General features: G+C 69.0%; 15 protein-coding genes. 10 read left to right on the top strand and 5 right to left on the bottom strand.

The window, feature by feature from the left end; all coding sequences use genetic code 11:
* Nucleotides 1-58: 58 nt before the first annotated feature.
* The 4 genes from ACOKR1_RS14455 to secA all read left to right on the top strand — a co-directional run bounded on the left by ACOKR1_RS14455 (nucleotide 59) and on the right by secA (nucleotide 6,182).
* Nucleotides 59-1,123 carry a ComF family protein gene (locus ACOKR1_RS14455; protein ID WP_422933693.1) on the top strand — a complete coding sequence of 355 codons (1,065 nt, stop codon included), beginning with the start codon at nucleotides 59-61 and terminating at the stop codon, nucleotides 1,121-1,123.
* 170 nt (nucleotides 1,124-1,293) lie between these two features.
* A complete protein-coding gene (hpf, locus tag ACOKR1_RS14450) occupies nucleotides 1,294-2,022 on the top strand; it encodes a ribosome hibernation-promoting factor, HPF/YfiA family (protein WP_415856061.1) in 729 nt (242 codons plus the stop codon).
* 19 nt (nucleotides 2,023-2,041) lie between these two features.
* Nucleotides 2,042-3,361: a winged helix-turn-helix domain-containing protein gene (locus ACOKR1_RS14445; RefSeq protein WP_422933692.1), complete on the top strand. Its 1,320-nt coding sequence runs from the start codon at nucleotides 2,042-2,044 to the stop codon at nucleotides 3,359-3,361.
* Nucleotides 3,362-3,452: 91 nt separating this feature from the next.
* Nucleotides 3,453-6,182, top strand: coding sequence for a preprotein translocase subunit SecA (secA, locus tag ACOKR1_RS14440; protein ID WP_422933691.1), 2,730 nt, complete (start codon nucleotides 3,453-3,455; stop codon nucleotides 6,180-6,182).
* Between the two features lie 108 nt (nucleotides 6,183-6,290).
* Here secA and ACOKR1_RS14435 read toward each other — a convergent pair whose 3' ends face one another.
* Together ACOKR1_RS14435 and ACOKR1_RS14430 are read right to left on the bottom strand one after the other, a co-directional pair.
* Nucleotides 6,291-6,656 carry an Rv3235 family protein gene (locus tag ACOKR1_RS14435; RefSeq protein WP_422933690.1) on the bottom strand — a complete coding sequence of 122 codons (366 nt, stop codon included), beginning with the start codon at nucleotides 6,654-6,656 and terminating at the stop codon, nucleotides 6,291-6,293.
* Nucleotides 6,657-7,076: 420 nt separating this feature from the next.
* Complete coding sequence (locus ACOKR1_RS14430) at nucleotides 7,077-7,880, bottom strand: LysM peptidoglycan-binding domain-containing protein (protein ID WP_422933689.1); 804 nt, start codon at nucleotides 7,878-7,880, stop codon at nucleotides 7,077-7,079.
* Nucleotides 7,881-8,049: 169 nt separating this feature from the next.
* Between ACOKR1_RS14430 and ACOKR1_RS14425 the strand changes: the two genes are divergently transcribed.
* The gene (locus ACOKR1_RS14425) at nucleotides 8,050-8,604 is read left to right on the top strand and encodes a hypothetical protein (protein WP_422933688.1); all 555 of its coding nucleotides are present in this window, start codon (nucleotides 8,050-8,052) and stop codon (nucleotides 8,602-8,604) included.
* An 8-nt stretch (nucleotides 8,605-8,612) separates the two neighbouring features.
* Here ACOKR1_RS14425 and ACOKR1_RS14420 read toward each other — a convergent pair whose 3' ends face one another.
* Nucleotides 8,613-8,834: a helix-turn-helix domain-containing protein gene (locus tag ACOKR1_RS14420; RefSeq protein ID WP_415857191.1), complete on the bottom strand. Its 222-nt coding sequence runs from the start codon at nucleotides 8,832-8,834 to the stop codon at nucleotides 8,613-8,615.
* Nucleotides 8,835-9,041: 207 nt separating this feature from the next.
* On the opposite strand from ACOKR1_RS14420, the gene ACOKR1_RS14415 reads away from it, so the two are divergent.
* From ACOKR1_RS14415 to ACOKR1_RS14400, 4 genes are all read left to right on the top strand, one after another.
* Nucleotides 9,042-9,683, top strand: coding sequence for an SAF domain-containing protein (locus tag ACOKR1_RS14415; RefSeq protein WP_422933687.1), 642 nt, complete (start codon nucleotides 9,042-9,044; stop codon nucleotides 9,681-9,683).
* Entirely contained in the window at nucleotides 9,680-11,026 is a 1,347-nt protein-coding gene (locus tag ACOKR1_RS14410) for an AAA family ATPase (RefSeq protein WP_422933686.1), read from the top strand. The genes ACOKR1_RS14415 and ACOKR1_RS14410 overlap by 4 nt, the downstream gene beginning before the upstream one ends.
* A gap of 64 nt (nucleotides 11,027-11,090) precedes the next feature.
* Complete coding sequence (locus ACOKR1_RS14405) at nucleotides 11,091-15,956, top strand: NAD-glutamate dehydrogenase (RefSeq protein ID WP_422933685.1); 4,866 nt, start codon at nucleotides 11,091-11,093, stop codon at nucleotides 15,954-15,956.
* Between the two features lie 105 nt (nucleotides 15,957-16,061).
* The gene (locus ACOKR1_RS14400; protein WP_422933684.1) at nucleotides 16,062-17,534 is read left to right on the top strand and encodes a sensor histidine kinase; all 1,473 of its coding nucleotides are present in this window, start codon (nucleotides 16,062-16,064) and stop codon (nucleotides 17,532-17,534) included.
* Nucleotides 17,535-17,721: 187 nt separating this feature from the next.
* Here ACOKR1_RS14400 and ACOKR1_RS14395 read toward each other — a convergent pair whose 3' ends face one another.
* Nucleotides 17,722-17,970, bottom strand: a complete 249-nt coding sequence (locus tag ACOKR1_RS14395) for a WhiB family transcriptional regulator (protein WP_043127419.1) — start codon at nucleotides 17,968-17,970, stop codon at nucleotides 17,722-17,724.
* A 250-nt stretch (nucleotides 17,971-18,220) separates the two neighbouring features.
* On the opposite strand from ACOKR1_RS14395, the gene ACOKR1_RS14390 reads away from it, so the two are divergent.
* Nucleotides 18,221-18,664: a hypothetical protein gene (locus tag ACOKR1_RS14390; RefSeq protein WP_422933683.1), complete on the top strand. Its 444-nt coding sequence runs from the start codon at nucleotides 18,221-18,223 to the stop codon at nucleotides 18,662-18,664.
* Here ACOKR1_RS14390 and ACOKR1_RS14385 read toward each other — a convergent pair.
* The gene (locus ACOKR1_RS14385) at nucleotides 18,612-22,778 is read right to left on the bottom strand and encodes an FtsK/SpoIIIE domain-containing protein (protein WP_422933682.1); all 4,167 of its coding nucleotides are present in this window, start codon (nucleotides 22,776-22,778) and stop codon (nucleotides 18,612-18,614) included. The genes ACOKR1_RS14390 and ACOKR1_RS14385 overlap by 53 nt on opposite strands.
* Nucleotides 22,779-22,832: the final 54 nt, after the last annotated feature.

The raw sequence follows: 22,832 nt of genomic DNA, 5'->3' as shown, positions 1-22,832 counted from the left end.
TCCACATGGACCGGCTCGGGCCTGCCTCTGGGCAGCTTGTCCGGGTGAGGCTGGATGCATGGACTCCGCCTCCCGGCATGCCGCGCCGCCCACCGGGGCGGCGCGGCTGCTCGCGGCGGTGGCTTCCGCCGCTGCGGCGCTGCTCTCGCTCGTCGTCCCGGTCGAGTGCGCGGCATGCCTCACCCCGGACACCCCGCTCTGTGCGGCGTGCGCGCGGAGCCTCAGGCGGTCGACGGCGGCGCCTCGCCGCGTCGAGGCGCATGCACCGAGCCTTGTGACGCACGACGGCGAGCCCCTGGTCCGCGCCGTGGCGGCGGGAGCATACCGCGGCGAGCTCGCGCACGCGCTCCTCGCCTTCAAGCGCCACGGGACGCCCTCGATCGCCGCCGAGCTCGCCTCGGCCCTCGCGAGATCGATCAACGCTGCGGTCGGCGTCGAGGATCCGGCCGGTGTTGGGGATCCGGCCGGTGTTGGGGGTCGGGTCTGTCCGGTCGGTGTTGGGGGTCCGGCCGGTGTTGGGGGCCTCGACAAAGTGTGGCTGGTTCCGGTTCCGACGAGCACTGCGGCCTTCGTGCGTCGAGGCTTCGATCCGCTCGGCCTGCTGCTCGCCCGCGTGTCCCGGCAGGGCAGGCTCCCACCGGGAACGGTACGCGCCCCGATTCTGCGCCGGCGCAGCCACGGTGTCCTCGGGCTCGTGCGAGCCGGTGGGCAGAAGGGTCTCCGGCGTGGCCAGCGGCGAGGAAGGGTCGCCGGTTCGCTCGAGGTGCGCGGCGCGGCCAGGCATGGGAGAGGAGCGTGGCCCGCGAAGGGAACTCCGCTCACGAGAGGAGCCCGGAGGGGAACTTTGCTCACGAGACGAGCCCCGCCCGCGAAGGGAACTCCGCTCACGAAAGAAGCCGGGCCGCCGAGGGGAAATCTGTTCAGAAACAGCCGGAATCCGGGGCTCGCGGGGCGGCGGGTCGTCGTCGTGGACGACGTCCTGACCACCGGTGCGACCGTGCGCGAGGCGACGCGTGCGCTCGAGGACGCGGGCGCCGTCGTCCTCGGTGCCGCAGTGATTGCCTTCGTGCCATTACCAGAGCCGGGACACGCCGAGACTTCGCAGTCGGCGGACACAGAGTGAATTTCAGGGCAAGAGGGGGTGTGCAATCGGTGACAATCCACTAACGTCAGTTATGGGTTCCAGCTTGGGAGGAACCCCTCGATAGCGGCTCGGAAAGGGGCTCGACTGTCAAGCAGTAGGCCCCCAGAGAGCCGAATTCGGGCTGACCGAAGTAACCTCTGGAGGGCACCATGGAGTTCAAGATCAGCGGGCGCAACCTGACTGTGTCGGACCGTTTCCGCGAGTACGCCACCGAGAAGCTCGAGAAGATCGAACAGCTCGCGGACAAGGTGCAACGGGTTGACGCCAAGTGCTCCAAGCAGACCAGCGCTCGCTCGGGAGGCGATCAGCTCACCGTCGAGCTCACCGTCACCGGCCGGGGTCCGGTGATTCGGGCGGAAGCGACGGCGCCGGACAAGTTCGCGGCCTTCGACCTCGCCTACGGCAAGTTGCTTGAACGGTTGAGGAGGGCCAAGGACAGGCGCAAGGTCCATCACGGAAAGCACACCCCGATCGCCGTCAACACGGCCACGGCATCACTCCCTGTCGTGAGCGGGGACACGCCCATCTACGCGGAACACGCGATGGACGTGACCGGCTCTTCCTCATCGGATGCGCGCTCGCCCTACGACGTGGAGAACGACATCCCGGCCGGCGATTCGCCCGTCCTGATCCGCCGCAAGGTGTTCCCGGCGGCGACTCTTTCCCTCGACGACGCCGTGGACAACATGGAGCTCGTGGGACACGACTTCTATCTCTTCATCGACTCGGAGACCAACACTCCGTCCGTGGTGTACCGTCGTCGCGGATGGACGTACGGCGTCATCAGCCTCGATCAGGCCTGTGAGCCCGGCGAGAGCGCCGTCGAGGACCGCATCCTCGCGTATCGGTCCGACGACGAAGGAGCCGTCGTCTCCTGACGGCTGGAAGGGAGTACGTGTGGGCAGTGCGCTGAGTCTCTCGCAGGCCCGCCGCATCGCCCTCTCCGCACAAGGACTCATTGGCCCGCGGCCCACCGCCCCCGTCACGACGAGGGCGGTGGGCCGCACCTTTGACCGACTCCAGCTCGTGCAGATCGACTCCGTCAATGTTCTAGTTCGCAGCCACTATCTCCCGTTCTTCTCCCGGCTCGGGAACTACGACCGCGACCTCCTCGATCGCTTGGCGTCGCGCAGCCCGCGGCGCATGGTCGAGTACTGGGCCCACGAGGCGAGCTTCGTCAAGCCCGAGCACTTCGAGGCGCTGCGCCTTTGGCAGAGCCGGACGTGGATCGGCGCGGGGAGCTTGGAGACCGCGGTGCGGGACGATCTCGCGGCGCGCATCCTGGGTGTCCTAGCAACGAGCCGGCCCCTCACCTCGGCTCAGCTCACGGAGCGCTTGGGGCACATCGAGGAACGCCGCAACGACAACTGGGGCTGGAACTGGAATGCCGTCAAGCGCGTGGTGAGCGAGCTGTTCGCGCAGGGGGTTGTGAGCTCGGCGGGCCGCACGCCGTCGTTCGAGCGCCGCTATGCCCTCACGGAAGCGGTCCTGCCAGCGGACTATCGCGGGCGCGGGATTGCCGCGGGCGTCCGTCCTGGCATCGGCCCCGGCGCCGCCCTGGGGGTGGGTCTCCCGGAGGATCGCGAGGAGGCCGCCCTCGAACTGACCCGCGCCGCGCTCTCGGCCCACGGGATCGGCACCGTCAGATGCTTCGCGGACTACTTCCGGCTCCCGATCAAGGCGACCGAGCGCGCGCTTGCCGAGCTCGTCCGGCTGGGCGAGGCCGAGGAGGTCGACGTCCTTGGCTGGGAGGGGAAGCAGTACAAGGATCCGGCCGCGCGCGTGCCTCGTGTCGCCGCGGGCAGGGCGCTCGTAAGCCCCTTCGACTCGCTCGTGTTCGAGCGCCGGCGCCTTGAGCGGCTGTTTGGATTCCACTACCGGATCGAGATCTACACGCCCGCCCACCGTCGGCGCTACGGCTACTACGTCCTGCCTTTTCTCTTGGGCGAGACGCTCGTGGCGCGCGTCGACGTCAAGGCGGACCGCGCCGGCGGGGCGCTGCTCGTCCATGCGATCCACGCTGAGCCCGAGGCGCCGGCACACACGGCCGAGGAGTTGGCCACCGAGCTGCGGCTCCTCGCGGACTGGCTGACGCTCGACGACGTCCGGGTCGCCGAGAGCGGGAGGCTCGCCGCCGCCGTCGCGCGCCGCCTCAATGGCGGGATCAGCGATGGGCGCGACGGCGGACTCAACGGTGGGCGCGTTGGGGAACCCTGATACGCCGCCGTGCGTGTCTCCCGTAGACTGAAACACGCCCGCTGCACAGGCCCGTTGTGGGCCACGCCATTGACAAGGGAGCGAAAGCCACGTGGCAAACCTTCTCGAGAACCTTCTCCGGACCGGCGACCGCCGGATCCTGAAGCAGCTCCGCGTCTATGCCGACGCGATCAACGCTCTCGAAGAGGAGTTCACGGGGTTCAGCGACGCAGAGCTTCGCGAGGAGACGGATCGGCTCAAGGCGCGCCACGAAGACGGCGAGAAGCTCGACGATCTGCTCCCCGAGGCGTTCGCGGCCGTCCGCGAGGCCGCCGGCAGGACCCTCGGCATGCGCCACTTCGACGTCCAGCTCATGGGTGGCGCGGCGCTGCACCTCGGCAACATCGCCGAGATGAAGACCGGTGAGGGCAAGACCCTCGTCGCGACCGCCCCCGCGTACCTCAACGCGCTCTCGGGCAAGGGCGTGCACGTGGTCACGGTCAACGACTACCTCGCGGAATACCAGTCCGAGCTCATGGGCCGCGTCTATCGCTTCCTGGGCATCTCGAGCGGATGCATCCTCGGGAGCATGGACCCCACCGAGCGCAAGAAGCAGTACGACGCCGACATCACCTACGGCACGAACAACGAGTTCGGCTTCGACTACCTGCGCGACAACATGGCGTGGGATCAGAACGAGCTCGTCCAGCGCGGCCACCACTTCGCGATCGTCGACGAGGTCGACTCGATCCTCATCGACGAGGCCCGGACCCCGCTCATCATCTCGGGGCCCGCTCAGGGCGACGCCAACCGCTGGTACGCCGAGTTCGCCAAGATCGCGGTGCGCCTCGGCGAGGGCGACTATGAGGTAGACGAGAAGAAGCGCACTGTCGGGGTGCTCGAGCCGGGTATCGAGAAGGTGGAGGACTACCTCGGCATCCACAATCTCTACGAGTCGGCCAACACGCCGCTCATCGGCTTCCTCAACAACGCCATCAAGGCGAAGGAACTCTTCAAGCGCGACAAGGACTACGTGGTCCTCGACGGCGAGGTGCTCATTGTCGACGAGCACACGGGTCGCATTCTGCCCGGCCGCCGCTACAACGAGGGCATGCACCAGGCCATCGAGGCCAAGGAGAGCGTCGAGATCAAGGCGGAGAACCAGACCCTCGCCACGATCACGCTGCAGAACTACTTCCGCCTCTACGAGAAGCTCTCCGGTATGACGGGCACGGCGGAAACCGAAGCCGCCGAGTTCATGAGCACGTACAAGCTCGGAGTCGTGCCGATTCCGACGAACAAGCCCATGGCCCGCGCTGACAACCCCGACCTCGTCTACAAGAACGAGGTGGTCAAGTTCGAGGCAGTCGTCAAGGACATCTCGCGCCGCAATGCGACCGGCCAGCCCGTGCTCGTCGGCACCACAAGCGTCGAGAAGAGCGAATACCTCTCGCAGGCCCTCGGGAAGGCCGGAGTCCGCCACGAGGTCCTGAACGCAAAGAACCACGCGCGGGAGGCCGCCATCGTCGCCCAGGCGGGCCGCAAGGGCGCCGTCACGGTCGCGACCAACATGGCCGGCCGCGGTACCGACATTATGCTCGGCGGCAACGCCGAGTTCATGGCCGTCGCCGAGCTCGCCTCGCGTGGTCTGGACCCGGAGGCGGACTCCGAGGCGTATGAGGCCGCGTGGCCAGCTGCCCTCGAGGCCGCCCAGCAGGCCGTCAAGGACGAGCACGAGGAGGTCCTCGAGCTCGGTGGGCTCTACGTCCTCGGCACTGAGCGGCACGAGTCGCGACGCATCGACAACCAGCTCCGCGGCCGCTCGGGCCGTCAGGGCGATCCCGGTGAGTCGCGCTTCTACCTGTCCCTCAACGACGATCTCATGCGCCTTTTCGGGACGGGCGGCGCCGAGCGACTCATGGCGAGCAGCCTCCCCGACGACACACCGCTCGAGTCGAAGCTCGTCTCGCGCGCCATTCAGTCGGCGCAGGCCCAGGTCGAGGGCCGCAACGCCGAGCAGCGCAAGAACGTGCTCAAGTACGACGACGTCCTCAACCGCCAGCGCGAGGCCATCTACGGCGACCGCCGCCGCATCCTCGAGGGCGACGACCTCCACGAGAAGGTGCAGTTCTTCATCGAGGACACTCTCAACGCGATGATCGAAGCCGGGACCGCCGAGGGCAACGGCGACGACTGGGACTTCCACGGACTCTGGAACAACCTCCGCACTGTGTACCCGGCGACGATCACGGCGCAGGACATCATCGAGGAAGCCGGGGGCAAGTCCCGCGTCACGGTGGAAATGCTCAAGGAGGAGGTCCTCTCCGACGCGCGGCTCGTGTACATGCACCGTGAGGAGCAGATTGGGCCCGACACGATGCGCGACCTCGAGCGCCGGGTGGTCCTTTCCGTCATTGGGCGGAAGTGGCAGGAGCACCTCTACGAGATGGACTATCTCAAGGAGGGCATCGGTCTTCGGGCCATGGCTCAGCGCGACCCGCTCGTCGAGTACCAGCGCGAAGGCTTCGCGATGTTCCAGGCCATGATGGAAGGCATCCGCGAGGAGTCGGTGGGCTTCCTGTACAACCTGGAGATTGAGCAGGCCGAGGCCACCGAAGAGCAGGGGCAGTCGAGCATCGACGAGCCGTCACGACCCGCGCAGCTTCAGTACAGCGCTCCTGCCGAGGACGGCACCACCGAGACCCATGTCGAGCAGGCGCGTTCGGCCAAGGCGCGGCAGAACGGTTCGCAGGGCGCGCGCGGAGCGAGCGGTCGGCCGGGGAGCGGTCCCGCGTCGGGTCAGCAGCAGGCCCCGCGGCGCGCCAAGAACCGCCGTCGGTAGCTCGCAACGGGGCTAGCGGCGGCTGGCAGGCACAGGGCCGGCGGCAGGCAGTCGTGCTGATCAGTTGTAGCCCATTGTCGGCCCTGGGTCGGTGCCCTAGGTAACCGGTCAGCCGATCTCGAGTGCCGTGACGCGCCAGCCGATGCCGTTGGCATGCTCGAGCCTCAGGGCCACCGCCCGGCACCTGAGCTGGTCGGACGCCACAACGGACGCTTCGTAGATGCCCGGTCGCACGAGGCTCGCCCGTGACGACAGCACGGCGGTGCCGCGGTGAACCAACGCGAGATTCGGCGCTGCGCCGGGGGCATCCTTCCGGCTCAATGACGCACGCAGCTGGAGCGCGGCCAGGAAGTCTCGGGGCATCCAGACGGCGAGCTGCTGGACGGGACGGTGGCCGGCGAGCACCTCAAGGGCTGCTCCAGCGATCCGGCCAGCGAGCTGGGCGACCCACTTCCGCTCGCTCTCCGATCCCACGGCGTGCAGCCGGCGCGGGGTCGGCGCAGCGAGAGGAACGGCAAGGGCCGAGGTCCCGTTTGACTGCGAGCCAGGTCGGGGACGTGCCACTGGGGCCGCCCGATGGGTTCGAAGCCTCACGACGGACGCTGGCGCGCCCGGATTCGGCGGCGATGGCGATGCCGGATTCGCCTGTGAGTCCGGATTCGCAGGCGAGCCAGGATCCGGCGGTGATGCTGGCTGAGGCGGTGCTGGCTGAGTGGCTCGGACTCCGGCGACGAGGCTCGGGACACGGCTAGGGATACGGCCGGGGACACGGCTAGGGATACGGCCGGGGACACGGCCGGGGACAAGGCTCGGTGCGTTCATGGGTTCCGTCCTGAGTGGGCGCCGTCGAGGGCGTGGTTGGTCGTTGCTGAGTCAGCGGGTGGGCGCGGCGGCCTAGCCGTTGGGCGGCACGAGGAGGAGGCCCGGCCGGATGAGGTCGGGATCGTCTCCGATGGCAGCGCGATTGGACTCGAACCAGCGTGGCCACGCGTTGGCCACGTCGCTCACGCTGGCGTTCGGGCCAAGATGGCGAGCGGCGATGCTCCAGAGTGTGTCGCCCGGACGGACCTCGACGGCGCCCCGCCCGGATGCTTCCACGCGGAGCTCCGGGCGGACCAGGGGGCCTCCCGAGGGCGCATTGTCGAGCGGCACAGGCTGGGGCGGGGTCCATGCGTGGTCGGGGGCGGCACGCGCCGGCGGGGTCGAATCGGCCCGCGCGGTGGGTAGGCTCTGGGTCGGTGTGCCGGACGCGCCAGACTCGGTTGCTGCGCCGAACGCACCAGGCTGAATCGGTGCGAAGGTCGGCTGAGCCGTCGCGGCCGGTGACGGCCGCCACGCGGGATCGAGGTCTCCGGACGAGGCATGCGCCGTGGGACCCGCCAGGAGGCTCGCGCCGAGGACACCGAACGCGAGGCGGCGCATGAACGCGGGCGTCACTGCCGCGGCCCATCTGGCCGGACCATGTCTCCCGGCCGCGTCGAGTAGCGCCGCGGCCGCGGCGAGCGACATCGCCGCGAGCCAACCGCCGACGACGACTAGGCCTGCGGTGCTCGCAGCGAGCCCCAGGAGAGCGTCGATCGATTCGGTCGGGTTGGCGTCGCCCAAGACTCGGCCGGCGAGGGCCAATGAGAGCCCGAGAACGAGGATGGCGAGCGTCGCGACGAGGTCGCGAGCGAGCCCCCGGAGTCTGCTGTGCATGAATCCCCCCAAGAACATCGGACGCCGGAGCGCCTGAGATGCACGATCATGTCATTTGATGCAGTTTGGTGTGTCAGTTGGATTGTGGACATGTTAGGCAGTATTTGTCTAGTTAGACCAAATTTGGTTGCTTTGACCATCTATTGATGAGATTTCTAGGGTTGCCTCTATGCGATGGGAAGCCCTCTTCGACGACTTCGAAGCTCAGCTGGTCGAGGCGCAGCGAGCGGAGCTCGAGGCCGAGGTCCGCGAGCTCGCGTGGGCCGAACAATCCGAACTCGCGCTCGCGGAGCGGCTTCGAGGCGGCGACGGCGCCGTCATAGACGTCGCGCTGTGCGGAGGGTTGAGGTTCCGTGGAGAGGTCCGTCAGGTTGCCGACACCTGGTTTTGCCTCGAGGCCGGGCCTCGGAGCATCCTCATTCCACTGCACGCCGTCGTCGCCATTGGCGGGCTCGGCAGGCGTTCGCGGCGCGAGGTCTCGGCCGTCCGTCGTGGCCTCAGTTTCACCTCAGCGCTGCGCGCCCTCGCGCGGGCGCGTGCCCAGGTCGTGTGTCACTTGGGCGGCGGCTCGGGCGCGCCGATAACGGTCTCGGGGACCATCGACGGCGTGGGGCGGGACTATGCCGAGCTTGCCCCGAGCCGAGCCGACGCGTGGGAGGCGCGGGTGCCGGGCACGACGCTCGCGGCGCTCAGCGCGCTCGTCGCCGTCGTCTCCCCGGCATGAAGCCTGTCTCAGCGACTGCCAGGCTGGGCTCGATGCTCGGAAACCATCTTCTCGGTCTTGGCGTAGCTGGCCTGGATGTATTCCTCCAGCTTGACGTCCTCGACGCGCCATTGCCCGCGGCCGCCGACTTGGATCGCCTTGAGCTCTCCGCTTCGCACGAGGGCGTAGGCCTGTGCAGAACTGATCTGGAGCAGCTCACACACGTCGGCGAGGGTCAGGAAGCGCGGCATGTACTCATTCTTCCACCTTCTGCCCCGGGTGGTCGCGTTATCCACAATTTGATGCACTCTGGACACCAAAGTTGGGCAGTGGTGGTGAATAAGACAGAATGGCGCTAGACGCGGTGCCCACCACGGGTGCCGGGTCGCCGCAGCGCAGCACCGCGCGCGGTATCAGGTCGGTCGGGGGACCGTTCCATGCATTGGGGGGATGCATTTATGAGCTCTGTGGAGAAGACTGCCGTCTCGCGCCTCAGGAAACCGTCGTGGAAGGATCCGCGACTTCTTGTAGGGGTCTTGCTCGTCCTTGCTTCGATTGCAGGCGTCGTGGCGCTCGTGCGCGCGGCCGACACGAGCATCGTCGCCTATGCGGCCAAGGATGATATCGCCGTCGGCCAGGCCGTCGGCCCTGACCAGCTCGTTGCGGTCGAGGTGCGGCTTGGGGGCGCTGAGGGCCGTTACCTGACGCGGGGAAGCGTGCCGGACGGAAAGATCGCGGTGCAGCGGGTCGCGAAAGGGGACCTCGTCCCCGCGTCCAGTCTCGGCGCGCCAAGCTCGCTGGGCCGCAAGCCGCTCCCGATCGCCATCACCGAGGCTCTGCCCTCAGAGGCGGTGGCCGGCACCCACGTTGACGTGTGGGTCGCGGCCCCGGACGGCCGCAATGGCTTCGCGGAGCCTCGACGCATCGTCACGGCAGCGGAGATTGCCCATGTCGCGACGGCGCAGCCTGCCCTGGGTGGCGCGCGAGAGACGGTCGTTCAGGTGCTCGTCGAGGATGCTCACCTGCCGCAGCTGCTCGGCGCCCAGGCCAACAAGTCACGGGTGTCGCTCGTCTGGAACCCCGCCGGACGGGCCCAGTGAGCATCCCCGTCGTCACGCTGGGCGCAGACGGGACCGAGATCGTGGGCGAACTCGAGCGTCTGCACGGACCCGTCACGGTCGTCCGTCGGTGCGCCGAGCTCGCCGAGCTGCTCGCGGCGTGTCAGAACGGGCTTGCGAGCGTCGCCGTAGTCGTCGGCTCCACACGCGACGTCACGACGACGCTCGTGGACCGCCTCGCGGAAGTGGGGGTCGCCGTCGTCGGTTTGACGGACGACGACGGCGAGCGGCGTCGGCTCGAAGCCCTCGGCGTGCGCTGGGCACCCGAAGCCGCGGCGCCGAGCGAGCTCGCCCTGCTCATCGCCGAGGTGGCCGACGCGGTCGGGGAGGCGATGCGCGGTGGCGCGCCGGCGTCGTCGTCCTTCTCGCTTGCTGGGGCGCGACCCGCCGATGGCCAAGCAGCCGCCGCCCCAGCGGCCGCAGCGGCCGCCGAGGGCGGCCCAAAGCCTAGGGACGATGGCGCGAGGCGAGGGGCCCTCCTCGCGGTGTGGGGGCCGGTCGGCTCGCCGGGCCGGACGACAATCGCCGTCAACATCGCGGCGGAGCTCGTTGCCAACGGCCAACGGGTGGTCCTCGTCGATGCGGACACGTTCGGGCCGAGCGTCGCGGCGCACCTCGGGCTGCTCGACGAATCTGCGGGCATCGCGCAGGCCTGCCGCCTGGCCGATCAGGGGACGCTCGACGCCGAGGCGCTCGGAAGGGTTGCCGCGACGGTCATCACAACCGCCGGGGCCTTGCTCGTGCTCACCGGACTCACGCGCGCCGATCGTTGGCCGGAGCTTCGGGCGGGGTCGTTCGCGGCCGTCCTCGCGCGGTGCCGGGAGATCGCCGACACGGTGGTCGTGGACGTCGGCTTCAGCCTCGAGGCGGACGAGGAGTTCTCGTTCGACACGATGGCCCCGCGGCGCAACGCCACGACGCTCCGCGCACTGGAGAATGCGGACCGCGTCATCGCCGTCGGCGCGGCCGACGCCGTCGGGATGCCTCGGCTTGTGCGGGGGCTCAACGAGCTTGAGCGTGCGGTGCCGGGCGCGATCCCGGACGTCGTCTTCAACAAAATCCGGCGGGGGACGCTCGGCCGCTTCCCCGAGCGGGCGCTCCGCGAGGCCTGGGAACGCTTCGGGCCGGATCGACCCATCGCGGCGCTCGTGCCCTACGACGCAGACACCGCCGACGCCGCGCTCGTTGGCGGGGACCTCCTTCTCGAGTCGTCCCCTCACTCAGCGCTTCGTCGGGCCGTCGCGGGAATCGTCTGTTCACCTGTACAGCAGAATCGAAGATCTGCTGTCGCAAGTGCTAGGGCACTCGCGAAGCGGTCGCGCTAGGCTCTCTGGCAGGGCGCTGCAAAGCGGCAGTGCCACCAGTCCGTCCCGTGGAGGCGATTTCACCGTGTCGACCGGAACTGCCCAGCAGAACCCGTTCCCCACCGCCGAGCAGGAGCCACGCTTCCTGGCTGACTACTACGAACATCTCGCGGACGAGGACCGGCAGTCCTATCCCGCCGAAACGTTCGCTCAGCGGGCGCGACATCACCGCTCGCTTGCCGAGCAGCGAAGCCCGGGCGAGGCGAGCATCGACATCGCCGACGAGGGCGGCCGGAGCATCGTCTACATCGTCACCGACGACATGCCGTTCATCGTCGATTCGGTGAGCGCCGAGCTCGTGCGCCGGCATTCGGCCATCCACCTCGTGGTCCACCCCATGTTCGTGGTGAGCCGGCGCCGGAGCGACGGAGTCCTCGTCGGCGTCGAGCGCGTCCCCGCCCAGTGGGGCCTCACAAGCGGAGACACGGCGGCGCTGCCCAAGCTCAGCCGCCTCATGGCCGACAGCGAGCTCATGACCCACATGGAATCGTGGATCGCGATCGAGACGGATCGCGCGTCCGCCGCCCGCAAGGTCGAGATCGTGGAGGGACTTCGCCGAGTCCTGCGCGACGTCCGGGCCGCCGTCGACGACTGGCGGCCCATGCGCTCGAAGGCGCTCGAGATCGCGCGGAGCCTCGACAACGTGGTCGGGGGCGGCGATATCCCAGACCTCAAGCCCACGCAAGAGCTCCTCCACTGGCTCGAGGCGGGCAACTTCACGTTCCTCGGATACCGCGAGTACGACCTGAAAACCGAGAAGGGCGAGGACGTCCTCGAACTCGTTGAGGGCAGCGGCCTCGGTCTCCTGCGTGGCGACGGCGCGCACGCCCTCCAGCATCTCACGGCCGAGGGCCAGGCCCACGCCCGCGAACGCCGGGCGCTCAACATCACGAAAGCGAACTCGCGCAGCACCGTCCACCGGGCGGCCTACCTCGACTACATCGGGATCAAGCGCTTCAACGCCGAAGGCCAGGTGGATGGCGAGCGCCGGTTCATCGGCCTCTTCGCGTCGACGGCCTACACGCAGTCCGCGCGGAGCGTTCCGATCGTCAAGGACAAGATCGAGTCGGTGATGCGGCAATCGGGATTCCCGGCCGATTCCCACTCGGGCAAGGACCTTCTCGCGATCCTCGAGACGTACCCCCGCGACGAGCTCTTCCAGATGGACGCGAAGCTCCTGTACGACACGGTCACGAAGATCCAGCTCCTACAGGAGCGCCGCCGGACGCGCCTGTTCCTCCGCCCTGACCTTTTCGGGCGCTTCATGAATGCGGTCGTCTATCTTCCGAAGGACCGCTACAACACGACCGTGCGCCGGCGGATCGAGGACGAACTCGAGAGCGAGTTCCACTCCGACCAGATCGACTATGACGCGCACCTGAGCGAGTCGGCGCTCGCGCGGCTGTACTTCCGGATTCGCTTGCCCAAGGGCGCGACGGTCAAGGGATCAGACACGAACGCGCTCGAGCAGCGCCTCGTGACCGCGACGCGCTCGTGGGGCGAGGGGATCGCCCAGGTGCTGCACGAGAGCCGTTCGCTCGACGAGGCCGAGCACCTCGCCGCGGTGTGGTCGGAGGCGTTCCCGCCGTCGTACCGGGTCGACTACAGCATCGAGGACGCGCTCGAGGACATCGAACGGTTCGAGGTCTACGCGGCGGAGCGCGCCGAGGCCGAGAAGGCGGAGGGGGAGGAGATCCCCGAGCGCCCGGCCGTGCGGGTCTACGTCCCGCAGGGCGTCGGCGCCGAGCTCGAGGAGGACGCCCGCGTCAAGCTGTACCTGCTCGAGCCGAAGAGCCTGAGCCAGATCCTCCCGTACTTCCACAACCTCGGCCTCGAGGTCCTCGACGAGCGGCCGTTCGAGATCGAGACCGCGGACGCGCGCGATTTCTTCCTGTACGACCTGGGCCTCAAGTACCCGGCCAACGTCGATCCGCTCTCCACAGGCGATCTCCTCGCCGATGCGTTCGGCGCGGCCCTCTCGGGGATGACCGAGTCCGACACGCTCGACCGGCTCGTGCTGCGCGAGGGGATGACCTCGCGGCAGGTCGTGATCCTCCGGAGCTATGCGAAGTACATGCGTCAGGTCGGGAACACGAACTCCCTCGGCTTCATCGCCGACACGCTCCTGGCCAACGCGAACGTCACGCGCCGGCTCATCGCGCTTTTTGATGCGCGCTTCAATCCCGCCCTTGAGGAGAGCACCCGGACGACGGCGACCGAGCAGCTCCGCGGCGAGCTGGCCGAGGCTCTCGAGAAGGTTCCGACACTAGACGCCGATCGCCTCCTGAGGACGTTCATCAACCTCATCGACTCGACTCTGCGCACGAACTACTACCTCGACCGCTCCTACCTGAGCGTCAAGCTGCGGCCCGCCGAGATCGAGGGCCTCCCCTCGCCGCGGCCGATGTTCGAGATCTGGGTGTACTCGCCGCGCGTCGAGGGCGTCCACCTCCGCTTCGGCAAGGTGGCGCGCGGCGGGCTGCGCTGGTCCGATCGCCGCGAGGATTTCCGGACCGAGATCTTGGGCCTCGTCAAGGCGCAGGTAGTCAAGAACGCCGTCATCGTCCCGACGGGCGCGAAGGGCGGCTTCTTCGCGAAGCGCCTCCCGAACCCGGCGGTCGACCGCGCGGCGTGGCTCGCTGAGGGCATCGAGAGCTACAAGACGTTCATCCGCGGCCTCCTTGACCTCACGGACAACCGCGTCTCCACCCCCACCGACGGTGAGCGCGTGGTGCCGCCGGCCGGCGTCGTGCGTCACGACGACGACGATCCGTACCTCGTCGTCGCCGCCGACAAGGGCACGGCGAGCTTCTCCGACATCGCCAACGGGCTTTCGGCCGAATACGGCTTCTGGCTCGGCGACGCGTTCGCGTCCGGCGGCTCAGTGGGCTACGACCACAAGGCCATGGGCATCACGGCGCGCGGCGCGTGGGAGTCGGTCAAGCGTCACTTCAGCGAGCTCGACCTCGATACGCAGACCGAGGACTTCGCCGTCGTCGGCGTGGGCGACATGTCGGGCGACGTGTTCGGCAACGGCATGCTGCTCTCTGAGCACATCCGGCTCGTGGGCGCATTCGACCACCGCCATCTGTTCCTCGATCCCAACCCGGATCCGGCTAGCTCGTTCGCCGAGCGGCGCCGGTTGTTCGGTCTGCCGCGCTCGTCGTGGGACGACTACAGCCGGGAGCTCATCAGCGCGGGCGGCGGAATCTACCCGCGCACGGCAAAGTGGATCCCGGTTTCCGACGAGGTCCGCGAGGCGCTTGGGCTCGCGCCCGGGACGACTCAGCTGAGCGTCAACGAGATGCTGCGCGCGATTCTGCTCGCACCTGTCGACCTCCTCTACAACGGTGGCATCGGCACCTACGTCAAGGCGAGCACCGAGACCCACGCCCAAGTGGGAGACAAGGCCAACGACGCGATCCGGGTTGACGGCCGCGAACTCCGCGTCAAGGTCGTGGGCGAGGGCGGAAACCTCGGCTTCACTCAGCGCGGCCGGATCGAGGCCGCGCTCCAGGGCGTGATCCTCAACACGGACGCCATCGACAACTCGGCGGGCGTCGACTGCTCGGACCACGAGGTCAACATCAAGATCTTTGTGGACCGCATGGTGGCCGCCGGGAAACTCGCCGAGACCGAGCGTGCCGACTTCCTCGCGTCGATGACCGACGAGGTCGGGCGGCTCGTCCTCGAGGACAACATCGGCCAGAACATCCTGCTCGTCAACGACAGGGCGCTCGTCTCGCCGCTGAGCCCGGCGCTCGAGCGACTCATGGACTGGCTCGAGGTGAACGCAGACCTCAAGCGTGACCTTGAGGCGCTGCCGACAACGGCGGAGCTGCACCGCCGCCTCGAACAAGGCCAAGGTCTCACTTCCCCGGAACTCTCCGTGGTCGCCGCCTACGCGAAGATCGAACTTGCCGAGTCGCTGCGCGAGAGCGACCTCGCCGACGATCCGTGGTTCGAGGAGACGCTGCGAGGCTACTTCCCGGCCGAGCTTCGCGAGCGGTTCGGGGCGGAGCTCGACATGCACCCCCTGCGCCGGGAGATCATCGCGACCATTGTCGCGAATGACATGGTGAACCTTGGCGGCATCACGTTCGCGTTCCGCGCGATCGAGGAGACGAGTGCCACGGACGCCGCCGTCGCGAAGGCCTTCGTGGCCCTCCGTGAGCTGTACCGCCTCGACGATATGACGGCGTCCGTGAACGCGCTGCCGGCCTCGTTCCCGACCGAGCACTGGACCACGGTCAACCACGACATCCGCCGGCTCCTGGACCGCGCGGTGCGATGGCTCATCCATCAGGGCACGGGCAACCGGACGATCGGCGAGGTGGTGGACCTCTACTCGGACCCGATGACGGCGCTGCGCTCGAAGCTCCTGAAGTACCTCCGCGGTCAGGACGCCGAACGGGTCGGTGCATGGCTCGAGCGTGGCAGGGCGTGGGGCCTGCCCGAAGATTTCGCCCACCGCTGGGCCGAGCTCTTCGAGAGCTACGCACTGCTCGACATCGCGCGGATCTCGCAGACGTCCAGCGAGACGGTCGAGGAGATTGCTGGCGTGTATTACACCGTCTTCGATCGCTTCAACGTCGACGCCTTGCTCGAGCGGATCTCGGCCCTGCCCCGGCGGGACCGGTGGCAGGCCCTGGCCCGCGCCGCGCTGCGCGACGACCTGTACAGCACTGTTGCCGACATGACGCGGTCGATCATGGATCTTTCGCCGGCGGGCGTCGATCCGGAGCAGCGCCTCGCGGCGTGGGAGGCGGAGAACGCGGAGTCGCTCGGCCGGGCCGCGACGATGTTCCGGGAGGTCAACGCGCTCGAAAGCGACGACATGGCTTCGCTGTCGGTAGCATTGAGGCTGCTCCGGTCGATCGTGCGCCACTAGGGCTGTTGTCCGGGCGAGGGTTATTCCTCGTCGGTGCGGGCGCCGGAGGCCGCGGGGATGAAGATCCCCGCGGCCAACGCGTTCTCTCTTCGACAAGGCGGTGCGGTGGCGCTCTTCACGGACACCATCCGGGAACAGGCTGACTTCGGTCCGGGCGATGCCGAATGGCTTCACCTGCTGGTAGGCGACTGGCAACTCGTCGCGGACTTGGCGTTCGCGGATCTCGCGCTCTGGTTCCCAGACCCGGCCGATGGGTATACAGCGCTTGCGCACGTACGCCCCTCGACGACTCACACGGTGTTCCATGAGGACATCGTGGGGGAGTCCATACGCGGGGACTTGAGGCCGCTCGTGGACCGTGCGTGGGCGAGCCAGATGATCGAACGAAGCCATGAGACGAGCTTCAACTCCGAGATGGCGCTGCGTGTCGAGGCGGTGCCGTTCGTGCGCAACGGCCGAACGCTCGCCGTCGTGACGTCCCACATGGATCTCTCGAGTTCGCGGATGCCGTCCCGCCTCGAGCTCACCTACCGCCAGTGCGCGTACGACCTCCTGCGCATGGGCACGCTCGGGCTGTGGCCCGACTTCGCCTCGCCCACGGGCTCTCGCCGAGGCGCGCCCCGCGTCGGCGACGGCCTGATCCGCCTCGACGCCGAGGGCATTGTGCAGTACGCGAGCCCGAACGGGGTCTCGGCGTTTCGCCGGCTCGGGGGGATCGACACCCTCGAGGGTCGCTCCCTCGCAGAGCTGACCACGAATCTGCTCAAGGACCGCCGGCTCGTCGACGAGACCCTCCCACTCGTCGTCACGGGCCGCATGCCGTGGCGCAGCGAGATCGAATCGCGCGGGGTGAGCCTGTCTCTGCGGGCGATTCCGCTGCGCGATGAGCGCGAGCGCTTCGGGGCGCTCGTCCTCTGCCGCGACGTGTCCGAGCTGCGGCGCCGCGAGATGGAGCTCGTCACCAAGGACGCGACGATCCGCGAGATCCACCACCGCGTCAAGAACAATCTGCAGACAGTCGCCGCGCTCCTGCGCATGCAGTCGCGCCGCATGAAGAGCGACGAGGCGCGCCAGGGCCTCGAGCAGGCCATGCGCCGTGTCGCGACGATCGCGCTCGTGCACGAGACCCTCTCGCAAGGCCTCGCCCAGAACGTCGACTTCGACGAGCTCATCGACCGCCAGTTCCGGCTGTCTGCCGAGGTCGCAACCGGAAATCAGCACGTCACAACCGAGCGCGAGGGCGAGTTCGGCGGGCTCCCGAGCGATCTCGCGACGCCCCTCGCGCTCGTTATCAACGAACTCGTCACGAACGCCGTCGAGCACGGCCTCGAAGACCGTTCCGGCACGGTGTGGCTCATCGCGCGCCGCGGCGTCGATCAGACGGGGGAAGAGACGCTCGAGGTCACTGTGGCGGACGACGGCGTCGGGTTACCAGCGCAGCAGAGCCGCCACGAGGGTCTGGGCCTCCAGATCGTCCGGACGCTCGTCACGAGCGAGCTTGGCGGCTCGATCCACTGGAGCCCGCGTCAGGGTGGAGGCACCGAAGTGACGATTCTGCTTCAGCTGGGCCGGAGCTGAGCGGGCTGGCTGGGGCCGGCAGGGCTGATTGAAGCCGAGGGTGCTCAAAATGTGCTCCGGCTGAAAAGGTGCTCCGGTGAAAAAGGTGCTCCGGTTAAGAACTGCCGCCCGCCGTGCCTTGCGGCGCGGCGGGCGGGGAAGCAACTGCTCTGCCCTTGTCAGGCGGTGAGGGGCCTTGTCCCGGTTGTCAGGAGGCGCGGCGGGCGCGAGCGGCCCGGCGCTTGAGTGCGCGGCGCTCGTCTTCGCTCATCCCACCCCACACCCCGGCGTCCTGTCCGGATTCGAGGGCCCACTGAAGGCACGTGTCGATCACCGGGCAACGCCGGCAGACACTCTTCGCCTCTTCGATCTGGAGCAGCGCTGGTCCCGTGTTCCCCACAGGGAAGAACAGCTCAGGGTCCTTGTCGAGGCAGGCCGCGCGATCACGCCAATCCATGGTTCTTGAAGTACTCCGTTCGGGGGAGAAGCCTCGCGAAGATCCTTGTGAAGATTTTCACGAGTCGTCCCAAAGCAAAGGGGCCTGTGGGGCCCCGCGGTCAACTTCATTAAGGTTGTCACGTTAACTGTGTGTAAACAAGGGGGTCGAGCGAGGATTTGGGTCTCTCGAGGCGAGGGATACGTCACATGTGAGCCGCCCCCAGAAGCTGGCGCAGGCCCTGTTTCGTCGATGACGGTATTCTCTCGCTGTGCAGTCTTCCTCCCGTTTCTCTACGGCGAAGCCCAAGCCGGTCCAGCTCAAGGTCCTTGTCGGCATCGTCCTGCTTGAGGCCCTTGCCCTCGTGGGCATCGCGATCTTCTATGCGCTGGCGCTCGCTGCGGGTCAGGCCACGGTATCGCCGGCCGGGGCCGTGTTCACGATGATTCTCCTGGCCCTCGTCGGTGCCGGGCTCGGCGCGGCCGGGGTGTTCCTGTGGCGCGGCTACCGGTGGACCCGGTCGATCGTGCTCGTCATTCAGCTATTCGCCGCGACCATCGGATTCCCGACCGTGACGGGCGGTTACGTCGTGTACGGACTCCTCATCCTGGTCCCGGCCGCTGCCGCGGTCGTCCTCCTGTTCTCCAGGCCGGTGTTCGAGGTCACGCAGCGCTCGACGAAGCCTCCGACGGGCGGCTCGACGTCGTCTGACTAGAGGCGACGGCCCTCGGCCGGCCGGGCCCCAACCATCCGAGCTGGACGTCGACCTGCGTGCCGTCGACCACCACGACCCCCCGCCCGGGAGGGACTCCGCCGCGCGCGGTGCCGCAGGGCGGGTCGAGCCTGACACCGAACGCGTCCCCGTCCGACGGCGAGCGCGGCCTGATCGCGATTCCCGATCTCGTGGTTCGCGCGCGGAGGGCGATGGGACACGCACTGTACGGCGCCGTGCCGTACCCCGCCGTCGCCACGACCGAGGCACCCGCATCGAGGGCCTCGACGACGAGGCTGTTCTCTTTCTGGCTCAGCCGGTCGGCGTCGTCCACGAGCAGGATGGCTCGGCGGCCGGCGCGCGCGTCGCGCGCCGCGGCGGCTGCGCTCGCCGCCAGCGATCCGGCTTCCGGCGGGCTGGCTGCCAGCGATCCGGCTTCCGGCGGGCTGGCGTGCGCTGAACCTGTCCGGTCGGGGCGGTGCCAGGTCGCGGAGCCTGGGTTCATGGCGGGCAAGGCGTCGAGAAGCGATGTCTTGCCACTTCCGCGCGGGCCCAGGACCAAGAGCACGTTGCCGGGGGCGAGCGGCAGGGCCAGCGGGCGGGCCTCGTCGCCGTGGACCCCGACCGCAAGCCAGCCAGCCCCGGGTGTGGAGCTGGCCGCCTGAGTGTCCATGGATAGGGCTTCCAGCACCGCTCGGGACACCTCCGCCGACGAGACCTCCGTGGGCAGCGGAAGGATCCGGAACGGGGGAGAGCCCGGTTCCACCGGCGGGCGCTGCTGCGCGGGCGGGGCATCGAAGCATTGAACGGCCACAGGCCGCTCGTGGGAGATGAGCCCGGCCGCGATGGCCCGGCCCGCGGACACCGCCCCGTCCGTGGCAGCCGGGCGGGCAGTTGCGGCCGGGCCGATCATGCGAGGCCAGCCGAGCCGGGCCTCCTCGGTGGTGCCCCATGGGAAGAAAAGGCGAGAAGGCAATTCCGCGAAGGCCCGGGACGCCACGAGCTCGCGGCTCCCCGAGACCGCAAGCACCACGTGCCGCGCCGGCCCGCTGCGGGCGAGCTCCAGCAGGGCGTCCTCCGCCCCGGAATAGGCTCCGGATCGCAGCGTGGCGATCCAGTTGCCCCAGCCGGATATCGCGAGCACTAGCGTCGGCCTCTCCGCCGCTGGCCCCTCGCCGCCGGCCCGTCTTGCGGCTTCCTGGGCGAGCCGCGAGATGACGCGCGCGGCGAGCCGCGGCTCGTCCGCGCGGACGTATGCGCCGACGCGCGGATGGCTTTGCAGGCCCGAGAACGAACCGTCGGCGTCGAGCAGATAAAGGCTCCTTCGCAGTCCCGCCACGGCCAGCTGCCCCACGACGGCGGTAAGCGCTCGGTCGCTCCCCGAGGCTGCGTCGCCCACGAACACGAGATGGCCCTCCCGCTCTGGACTCCAGCACAGCACGGCGGTGCGCTGCTCGTGCGGCAGGTCGGCCACGCCGAGCGGCACCGAGCCGCCCCGCGCCGGCTCCGGCGCCCCTGCGGAGTCGGGAAGCGGTTCGGCGACCGGTCTCCGAGGGGGATCCCCGCCCGCGGCCCGCCACGCCTCGCGCGCGGCCTCAACGAAGCCGGCCGCCGCCTCCGCCGGGGTGAGCGAAAGCGAATCCTCGCGACCGCGTGAACCGGCCGTGAGCCAGTCGTCGGCGCTCACGATCCTCACCGGCTGCCGCGCGGCGCGCTCCCCGGCAAGCCCGAGTGAGGCGGTCTGGAATTCGACAGGTTCGCTGGCTCCGGCCACCAAAAGGGCGCGGCCGGGGACCCCGGCGGGGATGCGGGCCGCAGCGGGGGAGCCGATCGCGTCGCGCGATTCCGACTCTCCCGCAACGCGCAGGGCGATCACCGACCCGACGTTCGCGCGGATATCGGCGCTCACAGCCCCCTGAGGACGCTGAGTCGCCATGACGAGATGGAGTCCGAGGGAACGGCCAATACTCGCGATCCTGAGGAATTCCGTCAGGGCTTCGGGGTTCTCCTCGACCAGCATCCGGAATTCATCGATGACTAGCACAAGCCGCGCGAGCGGCTCGTGCCCGCCGCTGAGACTCTGATCGCTGAGACTCTGATCGCTGAGGCGCTGATAGTCGGCAATGTCTGCGCACCCGGCGTCGGCGAGGATCCGTTCGCGCCGGACCACCTCGGCGCGCAGCGAAATCAGCGTGCGGTTGATCTCCCCCACGAGGTCGGAGACGAGGCCCACGCAGTGCGGAAGGCGTGCGAGTGGCTCCAAGCCCGATCCGCCCTTGAAGTCCACGAACAGGAACGTGATGCGGCGCGGCGAATGCGAGGCGGCCGCACTCGCAATGAGGGATCGCAACAGTTCGGACTTCCCCGAGCCCGTCGTGCCCGCGATCAGCAGGTGAGGACCGTCGGCCACAAGGTCAATCGTCAGAGGCCCCGCGTGCCCTTGGCCGAGCGCGACGGGGACCGAGGCGGCTGCCGCCACGTCCGCGCGCGTCCACGCCTCGGCTAGGTCGCCTTCGCCCAGACCAACCACGGAGTCGAGCGAACAGCGGCCCGGGAGGGTCCCGCCGTCGTCCGTTTCCCCGACAGCGCAGAGGTGCCGCGCCGCGGCAGCGAAGGCGCGGGTCGGAACGAGGTCGGCGATGAAGTCTGTGTCCTTGCCGCGGGCCCGAAGCCGGGCTGGCGTCCGGCCGACGTCGATCTCGGCCCGGGCACCAACTTGGGTGCCCGCGGCGTCGATGACAGGGAGCCCGACGGCGAGGGCCGCCGTCACGACATCGCTCACGACGGCTTGGCGGAGCTTCGGGAGGAGCAGAAGGCAGCATCGCTCGCCCGCCCCGAACGCATGCCGCGCGCGGGCGGGGTCGCCGCACTCTTCGTCGGACAAGACGCGCACGCGCGGCAGAAAGCGCGCGGCCAGCCGAAAGGGCCGGGAACCGCCGGCCACGACGACCCTCAGCCCCGATGCGGCGGGCAGAGATGCCAGCTGGAGGACAAGAAAGCTGGCGTGTCCCTCGACGGCGCGATGGGGACCCCTCACTGCGACGAGACCCTCGAGCGGCACGACGATGGGTGCCGAAGGATGCTCGGGGATCGGGGCGCCGTCGTCCGGGTCGACGACGACGTCCGCTCGCTGCCGTCCCTCGCCAACCCGCAGCATGACCGGCCCCTGGAGCGCGCCGGATTCCGGCGTGGCAGCGCCCTCCTGAGTGCTGATCTCGTAGGCGTCGGGGGCGGCCTGAAGCCTGCGCGCAAGGTCGTCGTCGACCGCTCGGGCGAGGGCCTTCCCGAATGCCCGCCGTGCCTTTCTTCCCTCTACGAGAGGGAGCAGGGCCGAACCCGCTGAGACGCCGGACAGTGCGAGGAACATCCACTGACCCGTGAACGCGGCGATGCCGACCCCGAGGACGAGCGGCACGACGGCCATGGCGAGGAGGGCCAGCCGCGGCCGCCCGCCCACTGGGCGCGTGACTCGCAGGGGATCGCCGTGAAGCCGGCCCGCACCGGCGTGCGGCCGGGACCCTCCCGAGACTTCGAGGCTCCCCGTCGTCGAGCCGAATCGGATCCTCTGGCCCCGAGTGACCAGGGCCTCGCGGACACGGCGTCCGTCCAGAGTCGTTCCGTTGCGACTTCCCGCGTCCACAAGGCGCACGGAGGACTCGCCGACGTCGAAGCGCGCGTGCTCCCGCGACAGCTCGGGGTCTGGCAGCGCTATGACGTCGCGTCGGCCCTCCAGCCGGCGGACGGGCCCGCCGTCGAACTTGCCATCCAGCCCACGGCCGTCCGGCCCGCGCCCCACGGTGCTCACGCCGCGTTCGAGCCCGAAGACGGATCCCGCGGCGGGACCGCTCCGCACGGCGAAGACCAGCGGGGCCCGAGGCGCATTCGCTGGTCCCCGCGCGCTCCCGGCCAGGAGCAGAGCTCCGCTTCGGAGGGGCGGCGAGCCCACCGTGAGACCTGCGAGGGCGCGTCCCTCGACCTCGATCCCCGTCGCTTCGAAGAGGCGAAAGAGCTCGCTTGCGATGTCGGCACCGCTTGTTCCCCGCTGCACCGTTGCGACCAGCTCGCGAACGGCGTGATCCCCGCACTCCGGCGCGACGAGAGTGAAATGAAGTTCCATGGCCCCCAACCTGTTCCTCAGCGAGAGGATAGGCGGTTCTCGATCGACCCCGCT

Origin of the sequence: Sinomonas sp. P47F7 (assembly GCF_049332655.1) — a bacterium.
GTDB lineage: Bacteria > Actinomycetota > Actinomycetes > Actinomycetales > Micrococcaceae > Sinomonas.
The sequence above is the reverse complement of the archived record's forward strand: the minus strand, read 5'-3'. Positions and strand labels throughout refer to the sequence as shown.